Source organism: Variovorax boronicumulans (genome assembly GCF_029892485.1).
In the GTDB taxonomy this organism is placed as follows: domain Bacteria; phylum Pseudomonadota; class Gammaproteobacteria; order Burkholderiales; family Burkholderiaceae_C; genus Variovorax; species Variovorax boronicumulans_B.
On record NZ_JARXVG010000003.1, the window covers coordinates 322,649 to 338,819 of the forward strand.

Genomic DNA, 16,171 nt, shown 5'->3' on the forward strand with positions numbered 1-16,171 from the left:
GCCTTGAACGCCTCCCCACCCGCGCCGGACAGCGCGGACACTGCCATTCCCGTTTCTTCCCCTTCGCCTGCGCCCGTCAATTTCCTGCGGGCCGTGCTCGCGCTCGGCGTCGGCGGCTTCGCCATCGGCACGGGCGAATTCGTGATCATGGGCCTGCTGCCCGAGGTCGCGCGCGACATCGACGTCACCATTCCGCAGGCCGGCCATGTCATCAGCGCCTATGCGCTCGGCGTGGTCGTCGGCGCCCCGGTACTCGCCGTGCTCGCGGCAGGCTGGGGCCGCCGCGCATTGCTGATCGCGATGATGGCTGTGTTCGCCGCCGGCAACTTCGCGAGCGCGATGGCGCCGGGATATCTATCGCTGAGCCTGCTGCGCTTTGCCACGGGCCTGCCGCACGGCACCTACTTCGGCGTGGCCGCGCTCGTGGCCGCGACGCTCGCGCCGCCCGGACGCCGTGCACGCGCCGTGGGCCTCGTGATGCTCGGCCTCACCGGCGCCACGCTGGTCGGCGTGCCCATCGCCGCATGGCTCGGCCAGTTCTTCGGTTGGCGCGCGGCCTTCGTGTTCGTCGGCTTGATCGCGCTGTTGGCCATCGTGCTCGTGCGCCGCGACGTGCCCGACATCGCCGCCGCGGCCGGAGCCAGCCCGTGGCGCGAACTCGGCGCGTTCAAGCGCAAGCAGGTGTGGTTCACACTCGGCATCAGCGCCATCGGCTTCGGCGGCATGTTCGCGGTGTTCAGCTACATCAAGCCCACGCTCACTGAAGTGGCCCACCTGTCGGTGCACAACGTGCCCTTCGTGCTCGCGCTGTTCGGCCTGGGCATGGTCACCGGCAACATCGTGGGCTCGCGGCTGGCCGACAAGTCGCTGATGCGCACCATCGCCGGCGTGCTCGTGTATGCGGTGCTGGTGCTCGCGCTCTTCACCTTCGCGGCGCAGCACGTGGTCACGGCCGCCATCGGCGTGTTCCTCATCGGCACCACCGTGGCCATCGGCCCGGCGCTGCAGATTCGCCTGATGGACGTGGCGGGCGATGCGCAGACCCTCGCCGCCGCGCTCAACCATTCGGCCTTCAACATGGCCAATGCGCTCGGCGCGTGGCTTGGCGGCGTGGCCATCTCGGCCGGCCTGGGCTGGACCTCCACCGGCTGGGTCGGCGCCTTGCTCGCGCTCGCGGGCATCGGCATCTTCGGCTGGGGCGTGATGAGTGCGCGGGCCGATTCGCGCCCCGGCGCCGGCCAGCGCGCGACTAGCGCTTCGTAGCATCGCCGGCGCGCACTTCGCGCGCCTGAAATCTCCGGCGCCTGCAGGATTGCGCGGCCGTGCCTATGATGGCCGCCGCCCTTCCTCCTCTACTCCCTCATCCCCGGAGCGCGCCCTTCATGAGCATTCCCACCACCCGTCTCGGCCGCACGGGCCTGACCGTGTCCCGCCTCGCCCTCGGCACCATGACCTTCGGCCTGCAGACCGACGAGACGGTGTCGCACCAGATCCTCGACAAGGCGGCCGAAGGCGGCATCAACTTCCTCGACACCGCCGACGTGTATCCGCTCGGCGGCACCGTCGAGACCACCGGCCGCACCGAGGAAATCATCGGCAACTGGCTCGAGAAGCAAGGCCCCGCGGGCCGCCGCCGCTTCGTCGTCGCCACCAAGGCGGTGAACAAAGTCGGCCCCAATCCCTGGGACCAGGGCGCATCGCGCAAGCACCTGCTCGATGCCATCGACCTCTCGCTCAAGCGGCTGAAGACCGACCATGTCGACCTGTACCAGCTGCACATGGACGACCGCGAGACACCGCTCGAAGAGACGCTCGAGGCGCTCGACATCATCGTGAAGTCGGGGCGTGCGCGCTACATCGGCGTGTCGAACTTCCTGGCCTATCGGCTGGCCCGTGCGCTCGGCAAGTCTGACCTGCACCGGTTCACGCGCTTCGTGTCGGTGCAGCCGCGCTACAGCCTGTTGTTCCGCGAGATCGAGCGCGAGCTGCTGCCGCTCGCGAGCGAAGAGGGCCTGGGCGTGATTCCCTACAACCCGCTGGCCGGTGGCCTGCTCACCGGCAAGTACAAGCCGGGCGCCAAGCCCGAGGAGAACACCCGCTTCACGCTCGGCACGGCCGGCGGCATGTACCAGGACCGCTACTGGAACGAACGCAGCTTCAATACGGTGACGCAGCTGCACAAGCTGGCCGACGAGGCGGGCGTGCCGCTCGCGACGCTGGCGGTGGCATGGGTGATGGCGAACCCGCTGATCACCGCGCCGCTGCTCGGTGCGAGCCGGCCGGAGCAGCTCGATGCGACGATCGCGGCGGCCGAATACAAGCTCGATACGGCGCTCAAGCAGAAGCTCGATGAGCTGACCGCCGAGTACCGCAAGGGCGACGCGCCGCGCTGAAGGTATTGCTCCTTCCCCTTCCGGGGGAAGGCTGGGATGGGGGCGCGCGGCCTTTGACCAGCCGCTGGTGCTTGATACGCCGCGAGCCCCCACCCCAGCCCTCCCCCGGGAGGGGAGGGAGCAAAACCGGAAACTGTCAGAACTGTCAGTTAGTCGACAGCGAAGGGTTGGAGCCGGGTTCCTAGAGTGAACCCACCATGGTTCTCTTCGCCACTTCCCCCTCACCCAAAGCGACAGCCGTCGCTCTCGCCGCACTGCTGCTCGCAGGCTGCGCCGTCGGCCCTGACTACGTGCGGCCCTCCATGGACCTGCCGGTCGCCTACAAGGAAACCGGCCCCTGGAAGACCGCCACGCCGCAGGCCATCGACGCGAGCCATCCCTGGTGGGAGGCCTACGGTGACACCACGCTGAACGCGCTGGTCGTGCAGGCCAATGCCGCCAACCAGAACATCCGCGTCGCCGAAGCCCAGTACCGCGAGGCACAGGCCATCGCCGCCGCCGCACGCGCAGGCTTCTTCCCGACCGTGGGACTCGACGCAGGCGCCAACCGCGCCCAGACCAACAGCACCGGCGCCGTCAAGCGAGGCACCACCGACACCCTCGGCCTGGCCGCCAGCTGGGAGCCCGACCTGTGGGGCGCGGTGCGCCGTTCCGTCGAAGCCGGCAATGCCGACGTGCAAGCCAGCGCCGATGACCTGGCCGGCGCCCGCCTCAGCATCCAGACCACGCTCGCGCAGGACTACCTGCAGATCCGCGTCATCGACCTGCAGCGCGACCTATATGCCAGCACCACCACGGCCTACGCCAAGGCGCTCGAGCTCACGCAGCACCAGTACGCCGCAGGCACGGTGCTGCGTTCCGACGTGGCGCTCGCGGAAAGCCAGCTCAAGACCGCCGAAGCGCAAGCCGTCGATCTCGAAGCCCAGCGCAGCCAGCTCGAACACGCCGTCGCCGTGCTGACGGGGCAGGCGCCTGCGTCCTTCAGGCTGCCGCCGCTCGCGCCATCGGCACAGACGACGGCCGCATCGCTCTCATCCACCGACGCGCTGCGCGTGCAGCTGCCCGTCACCCCCACGGGCCTGCCCTCCGAACTGCTCGAACGCCGCCCCGACATCGCCGCCGCCGAGCGCCGCGTGCAGGCCGCCAACGCCAACATCGGCGTTGCCAAGGCCGCGTACTACCCGCAGATCGTGCTGAGCGCGAGCGGCGGCTTCAGCGCCGGGAATCTCGCCTCGCTCTTCAACACGCCCAGCCGGGTGTGGTCGCTGGGCGCCGCGCTCGCGCAGACCGTATTCGACGGGGGCCTGCGCAAGGCCCACACCGACCAGGCCGTGGCCACCTACGACGCCTCGGTCGCGCAATACAAGCAGACTGTGCTCGGCGGCTTCCAGCAGGTCGAGGACAACCTTGCGACCCTGCGCGTGCTCGACCGCGAAGCCGCGCTGCAGGCGCAGGCCGTGCAGGCCTCGCAGCTGGCGGAGCGCCTCGCGCTGAGCCAGTACCGCGCCGGCACCGCCACGTACCTCAGCGTGGTGACGGCGCAGCAGCTTTCCCTCACCAACCAGCGCACGGCCGCGCAGTTGCTTGGCCGCCAGCTCGCAGCCAGCGTCTCGCTGATCGCAGCCACGGGCGGCGGCTGGACGGCCACCGCCGCAACCGCCACGACTTCCGGAAATTGATGCCATGACGACGACCACAACCCAAGCTCCTCTTCAGCGCCGCTCGACCTGGGTCGCGGCCGCCACGCTCGTGATCGTGCTGGGCGGCGGCGCCTGGGCGCTCAACCACAGCAAGGCCTTCGGCGCCAAGCCCGAAGCGCCGAAGACGCCGCCGGTGCAGGTGACCACCGCGCGCGTCACGCCGCAGAACGTGCAGGTCTACCGCTCGGGCATCGGCACCGTCGCCTCGATGGCCACGGTCACCGTCAAGGCGCGCATCGACGGGCAGCTCGACAAGGTCGGCTTCACCGAAGGGCAGGACGTGAAGGCAGGGCAACTTCTCGCGCAGCTCGATCCGCGCACGCTGCAGGCCCAACTTGCGCAGGCGCAGGCCACAAAGGCGAAGGACGAAGCCCAGCTCGCCAACGCCCGCGCAGACCTGGCGCGCTACACCACGCTCATCGCGCAGGACGCCGCCACGCAGCAGCAGGTCGACACGCAGAAGGCCCTCGTCAACCAGCTCGCAGCCACCGTGCAGACCGATGCTGCGCAGGTGCAGTACGCCGAGGTGCAGCTGAGCTTCACCCGCATCGTCTCGCCGATGAACGGCCGCGTCGGCGCACGGCTGGTCGACCCCGGCAACATCGTCCATGCGGCCGACACCAACGGGCTGGTCGTCATCAACCAGATCGACCCCATCGCCGTGCAATTCACGCTGCCTGAAGACGCTGTGCAGGACATCAACCGCGTGCAGCAGCAAAGCAACCAGCCGCTGGCGGTGGTGGCATACGACCGCGCCGGCAACCAGATGCTCGGCACCGGCAAGCTCATCCTGCTGAACAACCAGATCGACACCACCAACGGCACGGTTCAACTCAAGGGCAGCTTCGCGAATCCGCAGCACGCGCTGTGGCCGGGCCAGTACGTCAACGTGCAACTGCAGCTCGACCGCCGGCAGGGCGCGCTCACCGTGCCCGCCGCCGCCGTGCAGCGCGGACAGGACGGCACCTACGCCTGGCTCATCGATGCACAGAACAAGGCCAGCAATGTGCCGGTGCATGTGCTGCAGATCGCCGACGGCGTGGCGGTGATCGACAAGGGCCTGGCCGCCGACCAGCGCGTCGTGGTCGATGGCCAGTACAAGCTGCGCGAGGGCGCCGCCATCGTCGAGCCGCCAGCTGTCGCCAAGACCGGCAACGCGGCGCAGATCGCGGCCACCACCGGGAGCGGCAATTGAGCATCTCTGCCGGATTCATCAAGCGCCCCATCGGCACCACGCTGCTCGCGCTGGCCATCCTGCTGGTCGGTGCGGCGGTGTTTCCGCTGCTGCCGGTGGCGCCGCTGCCGCAGGTCGACTTTCCGACGATCCAGGTGTCGGCCAACCTGCCGGGCGCAAGCCCGGAGACCATGGCCTCCAACGTGGCGCAGCCGCTGGAGCGGCAGTTCTCGCTGATCGCCGGCCTGTCGCAGATGACCTCGACCAGCGGCCTGGGCTCCACGCAGATCACGCTGCAGTTCGACCTGGACCGCAACATCGACGCCGCCGCGCTCGACGTGCAGGCGGCCATCACCGCCTCCACCGGGCAGCTGCCCGCCAACCTGCCGAGCCCGCCGAGCTTTCGCAAGGTGAATCCGGCCGATTCGCCGATCCTCATTCTTTCGGTGCAGTCGAAGACGCTGCCGCTCACCGAGGTGAACGACTACGCCGACAACATCCTCGCGCAGCAGATCTCGCAGATCGCGGGCGTGGGGCTGGTCAACATCGGTGGTGCGCAGAAGCCCGCGGTGCGCGTGCAACTCGACCCGGCCAAGCTCGCCGCGCTCGGTCTCAGCCTGGAAGACGTGCGCACGGTGCTCTCGTCAGCCACGGTGAACGCGCCCAAGGGCACCATCGACGGGCCGAACCAGAGCTTCACCGTCTACACCAACGACCAGCTGCTCAAGGCGCAGCCGTGGAACGACGTGATCCTGGCCTACCGCAACGGCGCGCCGATCCGCGTGCGCGACCTGGGCGTGGCCATCGACGGTCCCGAGAACGCGAAGATCGCCGGCTGGGCCTACGCAGGCGCCGCTGCCGCTGAGGGCAACACCATCCAGAACGGCCGCTCCATCGTGCTGGCCATCACCAAGCAGCCGGGCGCGAACGTGATCGAGACGGTGGACCGCATCAACGCCGCGATGCCGCGCCTGAAGGCTTCCATTCCGCCGACCGTCGAAGTCAACGCGCTGGTCGACCGCACGCAGACCATTCGCGCCTCGGTGCTCGACGTGGAGTTCACGCTGCTGCTGACCATCGCGCTCGTGGTGGCGGTGATCTTCGTGTTCCTGCGCAACGTGCCGGCCACGTTGATCCCGAGCGTGACGGTGCCGCTCGCGCTGCTGGGCACGGTGGCGGTGATGTACCTGCTGGGCTACAGCCTCGACAACCTCTCGCTCATGGCGCTCACCATCGCGGTCGGCTTCGTGGTGGACGACGCCATCGTCATGCTGGAGAACATCTACCGCTACGTCGAAGAAGGCATGTCGCCGCTGGAGGCCGCCTACAAGGGCGCGGGCGAGATCGGCTTCACGATCATCTCGATTTCGGTGTCGCTGATTGCGGTGTTCATTCCGCTGCTGCTCATGGGCGGCATTGTGGGGCGGCTGTTCCGCGAGTTCGCGGTGACGGTCACGCTGACCATCGTGGTGTCGGTGGTCATCTCGCTCACGCTCACGCCGATGCTGTGCTCGCGCTTTTTGAAGAACGAGCATGCGCGCAAGCACGGCCGGCTGTACCTGCTGTTCGAGCGCGGCTTCGACGCGATGCTCAACGGCTACAAGCGCGGCCTGCATGTGGTGCTCGACCACCAGTTCATCACGCTGATGGTCTTCATCGCCACGGTGGCGGCCACGGGATTTTTGTTCGCGGTCATTCCCAAGGGCTTCTTCCCGCAGCAGGACACCGGCTTCATCTCGGGCTTTGCCGAATCGGCGCAGGACGCTTCCTTCGCCTCGATGAACGCGCGCATGCTGGAGCTGGCCGACGTGGTGCGCAAGGACCCGGACGTCTCGGCCTTCGGCATGAACGGCAGCTCGTCCACCTTCAACACCGGCAATTTCTACATCAACCTCAAGCCCAAGGACGAAGGCCGCACCGCGAGCGCCGACGAGATCATCACGCGGCTGCGTCCGCAGCTGGCCAAGGTGCAGGGCGTGAACCTGTTCCTGCAGGCGGGGCAGGACATCCGCGTGGGCGGCCGTTCGTCGCGCACGCAGTACCAGTACACGGTGACCGACTCGAACCTGGACGAGCTCAACACCTGGGCGCCCAAGTTGCTCGCGCGTTTCCGCCAGATTCCGGAGATCACCGACCTCGCCTCCGACCAGCAGAACGCCGCCGCCTCGGCCGTGCTGACCATCGACCGCGACCGCGCGTCGAGCTTCGGCATCTCGCCCGCGACCATCGACGCGACGCTGTACGACGCCATCGGCCAGCGCCAGGTGGCGCAGTACTTCACGCAGCTCAACAGCTACCACGTGGTGCTGGAGGTGACGCCCGCGCTGCAGCAGGACCCGGCGCTCTTCAGCAAGCTGTACCTCACCTCGCCGCTCACCGGCCAGCAGGTGCCGCTCTCCACCTTCGTGAAGGTGGACACCAGCAAGACCGCGTACCTGTCGATCAGCCACCAGGGCCAGTTCCCGGCGGTGACGATTTCGTTCAACCTCGCACCGGGCCATGCGCTGGGCGATGCGGTCAACGCCATCAACAAGGCGCAGGCCGAGATGGGCATTCCGCAGTCGCTGAGCGGTTCGTTCCAGGGCACGGCGCAGGCCTTCCAGGATTCGCTGTCCTCGCAGCCCTACCTGATCGCCGCGGCGCTGGTGGCGGTGTACATCGTGCTGGGCCTGCTGTACGAGAGCTACATCCACCCGCTCACGATTCTCTCGACGCTGCCATCGGCCGGGGTGGGCGCGCTGCTGATCCTGATGGCGGGGGGCTACGACCTCAGCGTGATCGCGCTGATCGGCATCATCCTGCTCATCGGCATCGTGAAGAAGAACGGAATCATGATGATCGACTTCGCGCTCAAGGCCGAACGCGAGCAGGGCATGGCGCCGCAGGAGGCGATCTACCAGGCGTGCCTGCTGCGCTTCCGCCCGATCATGATGACGACGATGTGCGCGTTGCTCTCGGGCCTGCCGCTGATGCTGGGCCACGGCTCGGGCTCGGAGCTGCGCCGGCCGCTGGGCTACGCGATGGTCGGCGGGCTGATACTCTCGCAGGCGCTCACCCTGTTCACCACGCCGGTGGTCTACCTGTACCTGGACCGCGCGCACTACTGGTACCTGCGCCGCAAGGAAGCGCGCAAGGCCCGCAAGGCCGCAAGGAACGGTGAAGAGACCCCGCCGGTGGCCGAAGCGCAGGGTTAGGTGCCCGCCGAATGGAGCGAGACGAAAGCATGAAGATCCTGATTGTCGAAGACGAGCTGAGAACCGCGGACTACCTCTCCAAGGGGCTGACCGAGCAGGGCTGCACGGTCGACATGGCGCACAACGGCATCGACGGCCAGCACCTCGCGCTCACCCATGAGTACGACGTGATCGTGCTCGACGTCATGCTGCCGGGGCAGGACGGCTTCGCGGTGCTGCGCGCACTGCGCGCCGTCAAGGAAACGCCGGTCATCATGCTCACCGCGCGCGACCGCGTCGAAGACCGCATCAAGGGCCTGCACGAAGGCGCGGACGACTACCTCATCAAGCCCTTCTCGTTCCTCGAACTGCTGGCCCGCCTGCAGGCGCTCAACCGGCGCGGCCGCAAGCAAGAGCCGGTGCAATTGCGCATCGCCAACCTGCAGATCGACCTGCTCGCGCGCAAGGCCTTTCGCGGCGGCACGCGCATCGACCTCACGGCCAAGGAGTTCGCGCTGCTTGCGGTGCTGGCGCGGCGGCAGGGCGAGATCCTCTCGAAGACCGCCATCGCCGAGCTGGTGTGGGACATGAACTTCGACAGCAACACCAACGTGGTGGAGGTCGCGATCAAGCGGCTGCGCGACAAGATCGACGTGCCGTTCAGCCCCAAGCTCTTGCACACCATCCGCGGCATGGGCTATGTGATGGAGTTGAGAGATACGGAGAACGAAGCCCAGGGGGAGGGCGGCGCCCTGTGAAGCTGGTGAAGGGCTCCATCACCGCGCGGCTGGTCATCATGTTCGCGCTCGTGGCCATGGCGACCTTCGCGCTGACCGGTGCCGCGCTGCACGGCGTGCTCGCACGCGAGCTCGACCGCCACCAGTACGACGAGCTGCGGATCGCGCTCAAGAACACGCAGTACTCCATCGAGCACATCGGCACCGTCGACCGCTGGGCGCGGGTGCAGGCCAAGATGGACACCCTCACGCCCGAGGACGGCAGCGTGCGCTTCTGGGTGCTGAGCGACGACCCGCGCTTCCAGTACGGCAAGGGGCTGGCCGAGATCGAGCGCATGACCCACGACCCCGACGGCCGCGGCAGCATCATCCTCCCGGGCCATGTGCAGCCGCTGCGCACGCTGTCGGTCCACATCGGGCCGCTGGAAGACCGGCCGGCCGTGCGGTTGATCATCGGGAGCGACTCGACCCCCTACACGCACACCCGCGAGGCCTTCCTCTCCGCGCTGGTGGTGCTCGGCCTCGGTGCGGTGCTGGTGGTGGCGCTGGCGGGCTACTGGATCGCGCGGCTCGGGCTTCAGCCGCTGGAGCGCCTGTCGAAGGAGGCGCAGGCGCTGCGGCCCAAGACGCTGTCGCAGCGCCTGCAGACGACGGCGCTGCCGGTCGAACTCTCCGCGCTCGCCGAGGCCTTCAACGGCGCGCTCAGTCGGCTCGAAGAGGCGTACGGCCAGCTCGAGGCCTTCAACGCCGACGTGGCGCACGAGCTGCGCACGCCGCTGGCCAACCTCATCGGCAGCACGCAGGTGGCGCTCTCGCGCCAGCGCAGCGCGGGCGATTTCGAGGAGGTGCTGCAGGCCAACCTCGAAGACCTGGAGCGGCTGCGCTCCATCGTCAACGACATGCTCTTCCTGGCGCGCGCCGACCGCGGCGAGGTGGCCACCGGCCTGGTGCTCACGCCCGTGGCGCAGGAGGTGCGAAAGACCATCGACTTCTTCGAGTTCGTGCTCGACGAAAGCGGCTCGCAGGTCGGCATCGCGGGCGACGTGCAGGCCGAGGCGCGGCTGGAGAGCGCATTGTTCCGCCGCGCCATGTCGAACCTGCTGCAGAACGCCATCGAGCACTCGCCACCCGGCGCGCAGATCACCGTCACGCTGCGCGAAGCGCCCGGCGCGACGTGGATCGCCGTGTCGAACCCCGGCACCCCGATCGGCGCGGAGCACCTGCAGCACCTGTTCGACCGCTTCTACCGCGTCGATGCGGCCCGCAACGACGGCGGCGAGCACCACGGCCACGGCCTGGGCCTGGCCATCGTCAAGGCGGTGGCGAGCATGCACGGCGGGCAGGTCAGCGCGTCAAGCGAAGGCGGAGTGAACACCTTCGCTTTCAGCGTCTCGCGGACCGGCTGAAACGGCGGTTTCAAATGGCCTGCGCCCGGTACGTTCTTGTGGCATGCCGGACAATCGGGGTTCGCATGAACCCCGCTCCCACTCCGCGTCTCACCCCTGCATCGACCGAAAGGCTGGCATGGCGCAGCTGATGTCGCTGCTGGTGCAGAACGCGATCCTGGTGGTGTTCGTCGCCAGCTTTGCCGCACGCCTGGGCCTGCCCGTGCCGGCGGCCGCGGTGCTGGTAGTCACGGGCGCGCTGCTGGCGGCGGGCGATGTGTCGGTCGTCGGCGTGGTGCTGGCCGCGGTCGTCGCCAACCTGCTGGGCGACGGGGCCTGGTTCTATGCGGGCCGGCGCTTCGGCTACCGCTTCATGCGCCTTCTGTGCCGCATCTCGCTGTCGCCCGACTCGTGCGTGCGGCGCGGGGAATCGCTCATCACCGACTGGGGCGGCATGTCGCTCGTGGCCGCCAAGTTCGTACCGGGCGTCTCGGTGGTCGCGCCGCCGATGGCGGGTGCGCTGGGCATGTCGGTGCGGCGCTTCATCGGTTTCGACGTGGGCGCGGCGCTCATCTGGACGGGCCTGTTCCTCGGCCTCGGTTGGGCCTTCCGCGACCAGATACAGGAAGTGCTCGCCATCCTGGCCCAGGCCGGCGGCATCGCGACCGCGGCCGTGGCGGTGCTGTTGCTCGTGATTCTTGCGGTGCGCTACTGGCGCCGCCGCGCCTTCATGCGCCTGACCGGCATGCCGCGCATCTCGGTTGAGGAACTGCACGAACTGCTGAGCGGCGAGGAGCCGCCATTGATCATCGACGTGCGCGGCAAGGCTGGCGTGCAGGTCGATCCACGCCGCATTCCGGGCGCGCTGCCTTACACGCTCAAGGCGCTGCAGCACCGGCACCTTGATCTGCAGATCGACCCGAACCGCGACGTGGTGCTGTACTGCAACTGCCCCAACGAAGTGTCGGCCGCCCAGGCCGCGCGCGTGCTGCTGGCGCGCGGGGCACGGCGTGCGTTGCCGCTCACCGGCGGGCTCGACGCCTGGGTGGCCTCGGGCCGGCCGACCAGCCTGCATTGATCGACCCCGCGCCTGCAGAAACCCGCCTTGTGTCTTCCGCCTCCAGCACCGCCCATCCTCCCGCCGTCGGCCTCACGCCCGCGCTGACCTTCGTCTTCGCCGTGGCCTGCGGCCTGTGCGTGGCCAACATCTACTACGCCCAGCCACTGATCGGCCCCATCTCCGACACCCTGCAGCTCCATGCGGGCCTGGCCGGCCTGATCATGACGCTAACCCAGCTGGGCTACGGCGCCGGCCTGTTGCTGCTGGTGCCGCTGGCCGACGTGGTCGAGAACCGGCGGCTGATCGTCGGTGCGCTGTTCGGCGCGGTCATCGGGCTCGTGGGCATCGCGCTCTCTAATTCGGCCGTGACCTTTCTCGCGGCTTCGTTCGTGGTCGGCGCCTGCGCGGTCGCGGCGCAGGTGCTGCTGCCCTTCGCCTCGCACCTGGCGCCCGAGGCCACGCGCGGCAAGGTGGTGGGCAACATCATGGCGGGCCTGCTGGGCGGGATCATGCTGGCGCGGCCCTTTGCCAGCATCGTGGCCGCCAGCCTCGGCTGGCGTGCGCTGTTCTGGATCTCGGCGGTGCTCATGGCGTTGCTCATCGCCGTGCTGTGGCGCGTGCTGCCCGAGCGACGGCCGCATGCGTCCATCGGCTATGCGCGCACCATGGCGTCGCTGCCGGGCATCGTATGGAACACGCCGCTGCTGCGCCGGCGCGGGTGGTACCAGGGAATGATGTTCGCGGGCTTCCAGGCCTTCTGGACGGCCGTGCCGCTGGCGCTGGTGCATGAGTTCGGCATGGGTCAGCGGGGCATCGGTCTCTTCGCGCTCGCGGGCGCGGCGGGCGCCTTGATGGCGCCGGTGGCAGGGCGGCTGGCCGACAGGGGGTTGACGCGTCCCGCGACGGGCGTGGCCATCGTCGTCGCGCTGCTGTCCTTCGTGCTGGGCGCGGTCGCCATGCACTTCCATTCGCTGGCCGGACTGGTCGCGGCGGGCATCCTGCTCGACGGGGCGGTGCAGCTGTGCCAGGTGCTGAACTTCCGCAGCCTGTTCATGCTGGCGCCGGAGCTGCGCGGGCGGCTCAACGGCCTCTTCATGACCTTCATCTTCATCTGCGCGGCGGTGGCTTCGGGGATTGCGGCTGCGGTGTATGCCTTTCATGGGTGGACCGGGTTGTGCCTGCTGGGTGGCGGGTTCGTGTCGATGGCTTTGCTGCTGTACTTCACGGAGTTCCGGCGTGGATCTGTGTCCGTGGCCAACGGTACGCAATGAGCGCCCCGGTTTTTTCACAGCGCATCCAGGTCACCCAACCCGACGCGAGCGGTATCTGGCCCATCCTGTTGCTGTGTGCGGCCTACACCGCGTTGATTTTCGTCGGCGCCGCGTGGCTTATCGACCCGGATGCGACGGGCTGGTACATCGCGCTGGGCATGGTGGCCATGATCGGGCTCTTCGCTGCGTGGCTGGTGGGCCTGGTGTTCGTCGTGCGCGCATGGATCTGGGTCGAGACCCATTGGCTGCGCCTGGCGAAAAGCCGACCGAAGCTGTTCAACGAAAAAACCCTGGTCGACATCGGCGAGGAAGGCTTCTCGGTGCAAGGACTCGGGTGCGTCGAATGGATCGACGTGCTGAGCCTCGAGGGAATTCCCGACAGCGACAACTACCTGATCGTTCACACGCGGCCATTCAAGAAGCTGATGCTGACGGCGCCGGTCGATGAACTGGTGCCGGTCTTCAACCACTATCTCGCGCAGAGAAGCAACGCCGGGGCGATGCCCAAGGGCATCCTGCAAAGCCGTGCCATGCTGTTTTGCTGGCGGTGTTTTCTTGCCTGGGTCTGGGCGGGATATGCGTTGGCGGGCGCTGCGGGCATCGCGATGCTGCTCCATGCACCTGACGTCGGATTCCTGAAGACGGTGGTGGCGCTCTGCGTGCTGCTGCCAATGATCGCCTGGCTGGTCTGGGCCATCCCTTTCTCGCGGATCAGCACCTTTTCGCATTCGCGAGTGCGTGCCTTCCAGCTCGACAACACCCAGCTGCGCAGCATCGATGGAGATTGGCAGATCGACTTGCGCCAGGCCCGCGTCAGCCATCGCCGTGCCAAGGGCCTCGGCTACGAATTCGACTTTCTTGCCATTCGACCGAAGGCGGGAAAGAGCCTCGATCTGTTGCTGGAAGGCGGGGCCGATCAGGAGGCGCTTCTGGATGCCTTGAGCGAGCGCGGTCTCCTGCCGCACGAGAACCCCGAACGCTAGCCGCGCTCCGGGAGCGACGCGCCGCGAAACCGCCTCCTTGCCCCCGGTGGTAGCCTTCTCCCCCCATGAACCTCCGCACCAAGATCGTCGCGCTGGCCGTAGCTCCCTTGCTCGTCGCACTGGTGCTCGTGGCGCTCGCGGTGCGTCACCAGGAGCACGACCTGGCCCAGCGCGAGCGCGCCCTTGTCGAGCACAGCTACATGGCCCAACGCCGCAGCGAGTTGCGCAGTTATGTCGAACTGGCCGTGAGCAACCTGCGGCCGCTGTACGACTCCGGCCTCGACGACGAAGCCACCCGCAACGAGGCCCTGCGCCGCCTGGCCGCGCTCGACTACGGCGACGACGGCTACTTCTTCGTGTACGACCTCGAAGGCAACTCGCTCATGCATTCGCGCCAGCCTGAGCTGGTCGGCCAGAACCTCTGGGGCATGAGCGATTCGCGCGGCCGCTTCACCATCCAGGACCTCATCAAGGGCGCCAAGGAAAACGGCGGGGGCTACGTCGAGTACGAATGGCGCAAGCCCTCCAGCGCGCAGATGGCGCCCAAGCTCGGCTACGTGACGGCACTGCCGCGCTGGAACTGGATGGTCGGCACCGGCCTGTACCTGGACGACATCGAGTCCACCATGGACGCGCTCGACAAGCAGATGAACGCCAACGTCACCGCCACGCTGCTGTGGATCGCCGGCATCGCCGCGCTGTGCCTCGGCGTGGTGAGCGCGGCCGGCGTGTTCCTGAACCTCAGCGAACACCGCGTGGCCGAGGCCAAGCTGCGCCTGCTCGCGCGGCGCGTGGTGCAGTCGCAGGAAGAAGAGCGCGGCCACCTCGCGCGCGAGCTGCACGACGGCACCAGCCAGACGCTGGTGTCGGCCAAGCTGTTGATCGAATCCGCCGTCGATGCGCTGGCCCGCGAGCAGCAACCCACGCCGCCCGCGCTCGGCAAGGCGCTGCAGCGGCTCAACGATTCGCTCATCGAAGTGCGCCGCATCTCGCACCGCCTGCGCCCCGCGCTGCTCGACACGCTGGGCCTGCCCGCCGCGCTGGAGCGCCTGGGGCAAGAGTTCGGCGATGAAGGGAGCATCGATGCATCCATCATGGTCGAGGGCGAGCCCTTCGAGCTCTCGCAGGAGACCAAGACCGCGCTCTTTCGCGTGACGCAGGAGGCGCTCACCAATGTGCGCAAGCATGCAGAGGCGCACCGCGTGCACATCTCGCTCGGCTTCACCGACGAGGCCGTGCGGCTGGAGGTGAGCGACGACGGCGTGGGCTTCGACGTCGAGGCCATGCAGCTCGACCCGAGCCACGGCATAGGCCTTCGCAACATGCGCGAGCGCATCGAGGCCATCGGCGGGCGCCTTGCAATGCGCTCGGGCCGCGGCCACACATCCATCGAGGCCGAAGTGCCGGCCCGCAGCGCGAGGCCGGAATGACAGCCGCATCAGCACCGCCCACACAACCGCGCCAGAAGCCCATCCGCCTCTTCATCGTGGACGACCACCCGCTCGTGCGCGACGGGCTGCGCGCGCGCCTGGGCGCCATGCCCAACCTGGAGATCGTCGGCGAGGCCGGCAGCGGCGCCGAGGCGTTGGCGCTGCTCGACACGCTGCGGTGCGACCTCATGCTGGTCGACGTCGGCATGAAGGACATGAACGGCATCGACCTTGCTGCGCTGGTGCTGCAACGTGATCCTCCACCGTCGCATCCCGCGCCGCACATCGTGATGCTCAGCATGTACGACAACCCCGAGTACGTGCAGAAGGCGATGCAGGTAGGCGCGCGCGGCTACGTGCTGAAGGACGCGCCCGCGGCAGAGATCGTGGCTGCGATCGAGGCGGTGTCGGCGGGTGGCACCTTCCTGAGCCCGGCCGTGTCGAAGAAATTGTTTCGCAACCAGGCGCCGCGCCCGCTGCTCACGCCGCGCGAGAGCGAGATCCTCACCGCGCTAGGCCGGGGCGAATCGAGCAAGCAGATTGCGCGCGACCTGGGCCTGAGCGTGCGCACGGTGGAGGCGCACCGGCAGAGCATCAAGCGGCGGCTGGGGATCGAAGGGCAGGCGGAACTGATCAAGTACGCGGTGGAGCATGCGCGGGAGTTTGGGCAGGGGTGACGACTGATTGCTGCTGCTTCTTCCGCTGCTGATCGTGAACTTCGGCGGGGGACTGTCGGGGCTTTGTGCAATGCCACCGCCGCGCGGTGATGCGTGCGCAATTCGAGTTTGGCCAGTAGCCTGGAGGTCGGCTCAAGACTGTCTGCTGCCGTCCGACACCGGGCGGCGAACGGTGCTTATGGGCACAT

12 protein-coding genes are annotated in these 16,171 nt (G+C 68.2%); all 12 read left to right on the forward strand.

Annotated elements, in window-relative coordinates; genetic code table 11:
• The first annotated feature begins 3 nt into the window (after positions 1-3).
• Positions 4-1,263, forward strand: a complete 1,260-nt coding sequence (locus tag M2282_RS09440; protein ID WP_280808512.1) for an MFS transporter — start codon at positions 4-6, stop codon at positions 1,261-1,263.
• Between the two features lie 119 nt (positions 1,264-1,382).
• On the forward strand, positions 1,383-2,393 hold the full coding sequence (locus tag M2282_RS09445) for an aldo/keto reductase (RefSeq protein ID WP_280808513.1): 1,011 nt from the start codon (positions 1,383-1,385) through the stop codon (positions 2,391-2,393).
• 197 nt (positions 2,394-2,590) lie between these two features.
• Positions 2,591-4,072 carry an efflux transporter outer membrane subunit gene (locus M2282_RS09450; RefSeq protein WP_280808514.1) on the forward strand — a complete coding sequence of 494 codons (1,482 nt, stop codon included), beginning with the start codon at positions 2,591-2,593 and terminating at the stop codon, positions 4,070-4,072.
• 4 nt (positions 4,073-4,076) lie between these two features.
• Positions 4,077-5,288 (forward strand): efflux RND transporter periplasmic adaptor subunit, encoded by a 1,212-nt coding sequence (locus M2282_RS09455; RefSeq protein ID WP_280808515.1) that lies wholly within the window; start codon positions 4,077-4,079, stop codon positions 5,286-5,288.
• Positions 5,285-8,461 (forward strand): efflux RND transporter permease subunit, encoded by a 3,177-nt coding sequence (locus tag M2282_RS09460; protein WP_280808516.1) that lies wholly within the window; start codon positions 5,285-5,287, stop codon positions 8,459-8,461. The genes M2282_RS09455 and M2282_RS09460 overlap by 4 nt, the downstream gene beginning before the upstream one ends.
• Positions 8,462-8,490: 29 nt before the next feature.
• Entirely contained in the window at positions 8,491-9,198 is a 708-nt protein-coding gene (locus tag M2282_RS09465) for a heavy metal response regulator transcription factor (RefSeq protein WP_280808517.1), read from the forward strand.
• A gap of 5 nt (positions 9,199-9,203) precedes the next feature.
• Positions 9,204-10,583 (forward strand): heavy metal sensor histidine kinase, encoded by a 1,380-nt coding sequence (locus M2282_RS09470; protein WP_280808717.1) that lies wholly within the window; start codon positions 9,204-9,206, stop codon positions 10,581-10,583.
• Positions 10,584-10,701: 118 nt separating this feature from the next.
• A complete protein-coding gene (locus tag M2282_RS09475) occupies positions 10,702-11,640 on the forward strand; it encodes a DedA family protein/thiosulfate sulfurtransferase GlpE (RefSeq protein WP_280808518.1) in 939 nt (312 codons plus the stop codon).
• Positions 11,641-11,669: 29 nt separating this feature from the next.
• Positions 11,670-12,893, forward strand: coding sequence for an MFS transporter (locus M2282_RS09480; protein ID WP_280808519.1), 1,224 nt, complete (start codon positions 11,670-11,672; stop codon positions 12,891-12,893).
• Positions 12,890-13,876 (forward strand): hypothetical protein, encoded by a 987-nt coding sequence (locus tag M2282_RS09485; protein WP_280808520.1) that lies wholly within the window; start codon positions 12,890-12,892, stop codon positions 13,874-13,876. The genes M2282_RS09480 and M2282_RS09485 overlap by 4 nt, the downstream gene beginning before the upstream one ends.
• 65 nt (positions 13,877-13,941) lie before the next feature.
• Positions 13,942-15,306: a cache domain-containing protein gene (locus tag M2282_RS09490; protein ID WP_280808521.1), complete on the forward strand. Its 1,365-nt coding sequence runs from the start codon at positions 13,942-13,944 to the stop codon at positions 15,304-15,306.
• A complete protein-coding gene (locus M2282_RS09495; protein ID WP_280808522.1) occupies positions 15,303-15,983 on the forward strand; it encodes a response regulator transcription factor in 681 nt (226 codons plus the stop codon). Before M2282_RS09490 ends, M2282_RS09495 begins: the two co-directional genes overlap by 4 nt.
• Positions 15,984-16,171 lie beyond the last annotated feature (188 nt).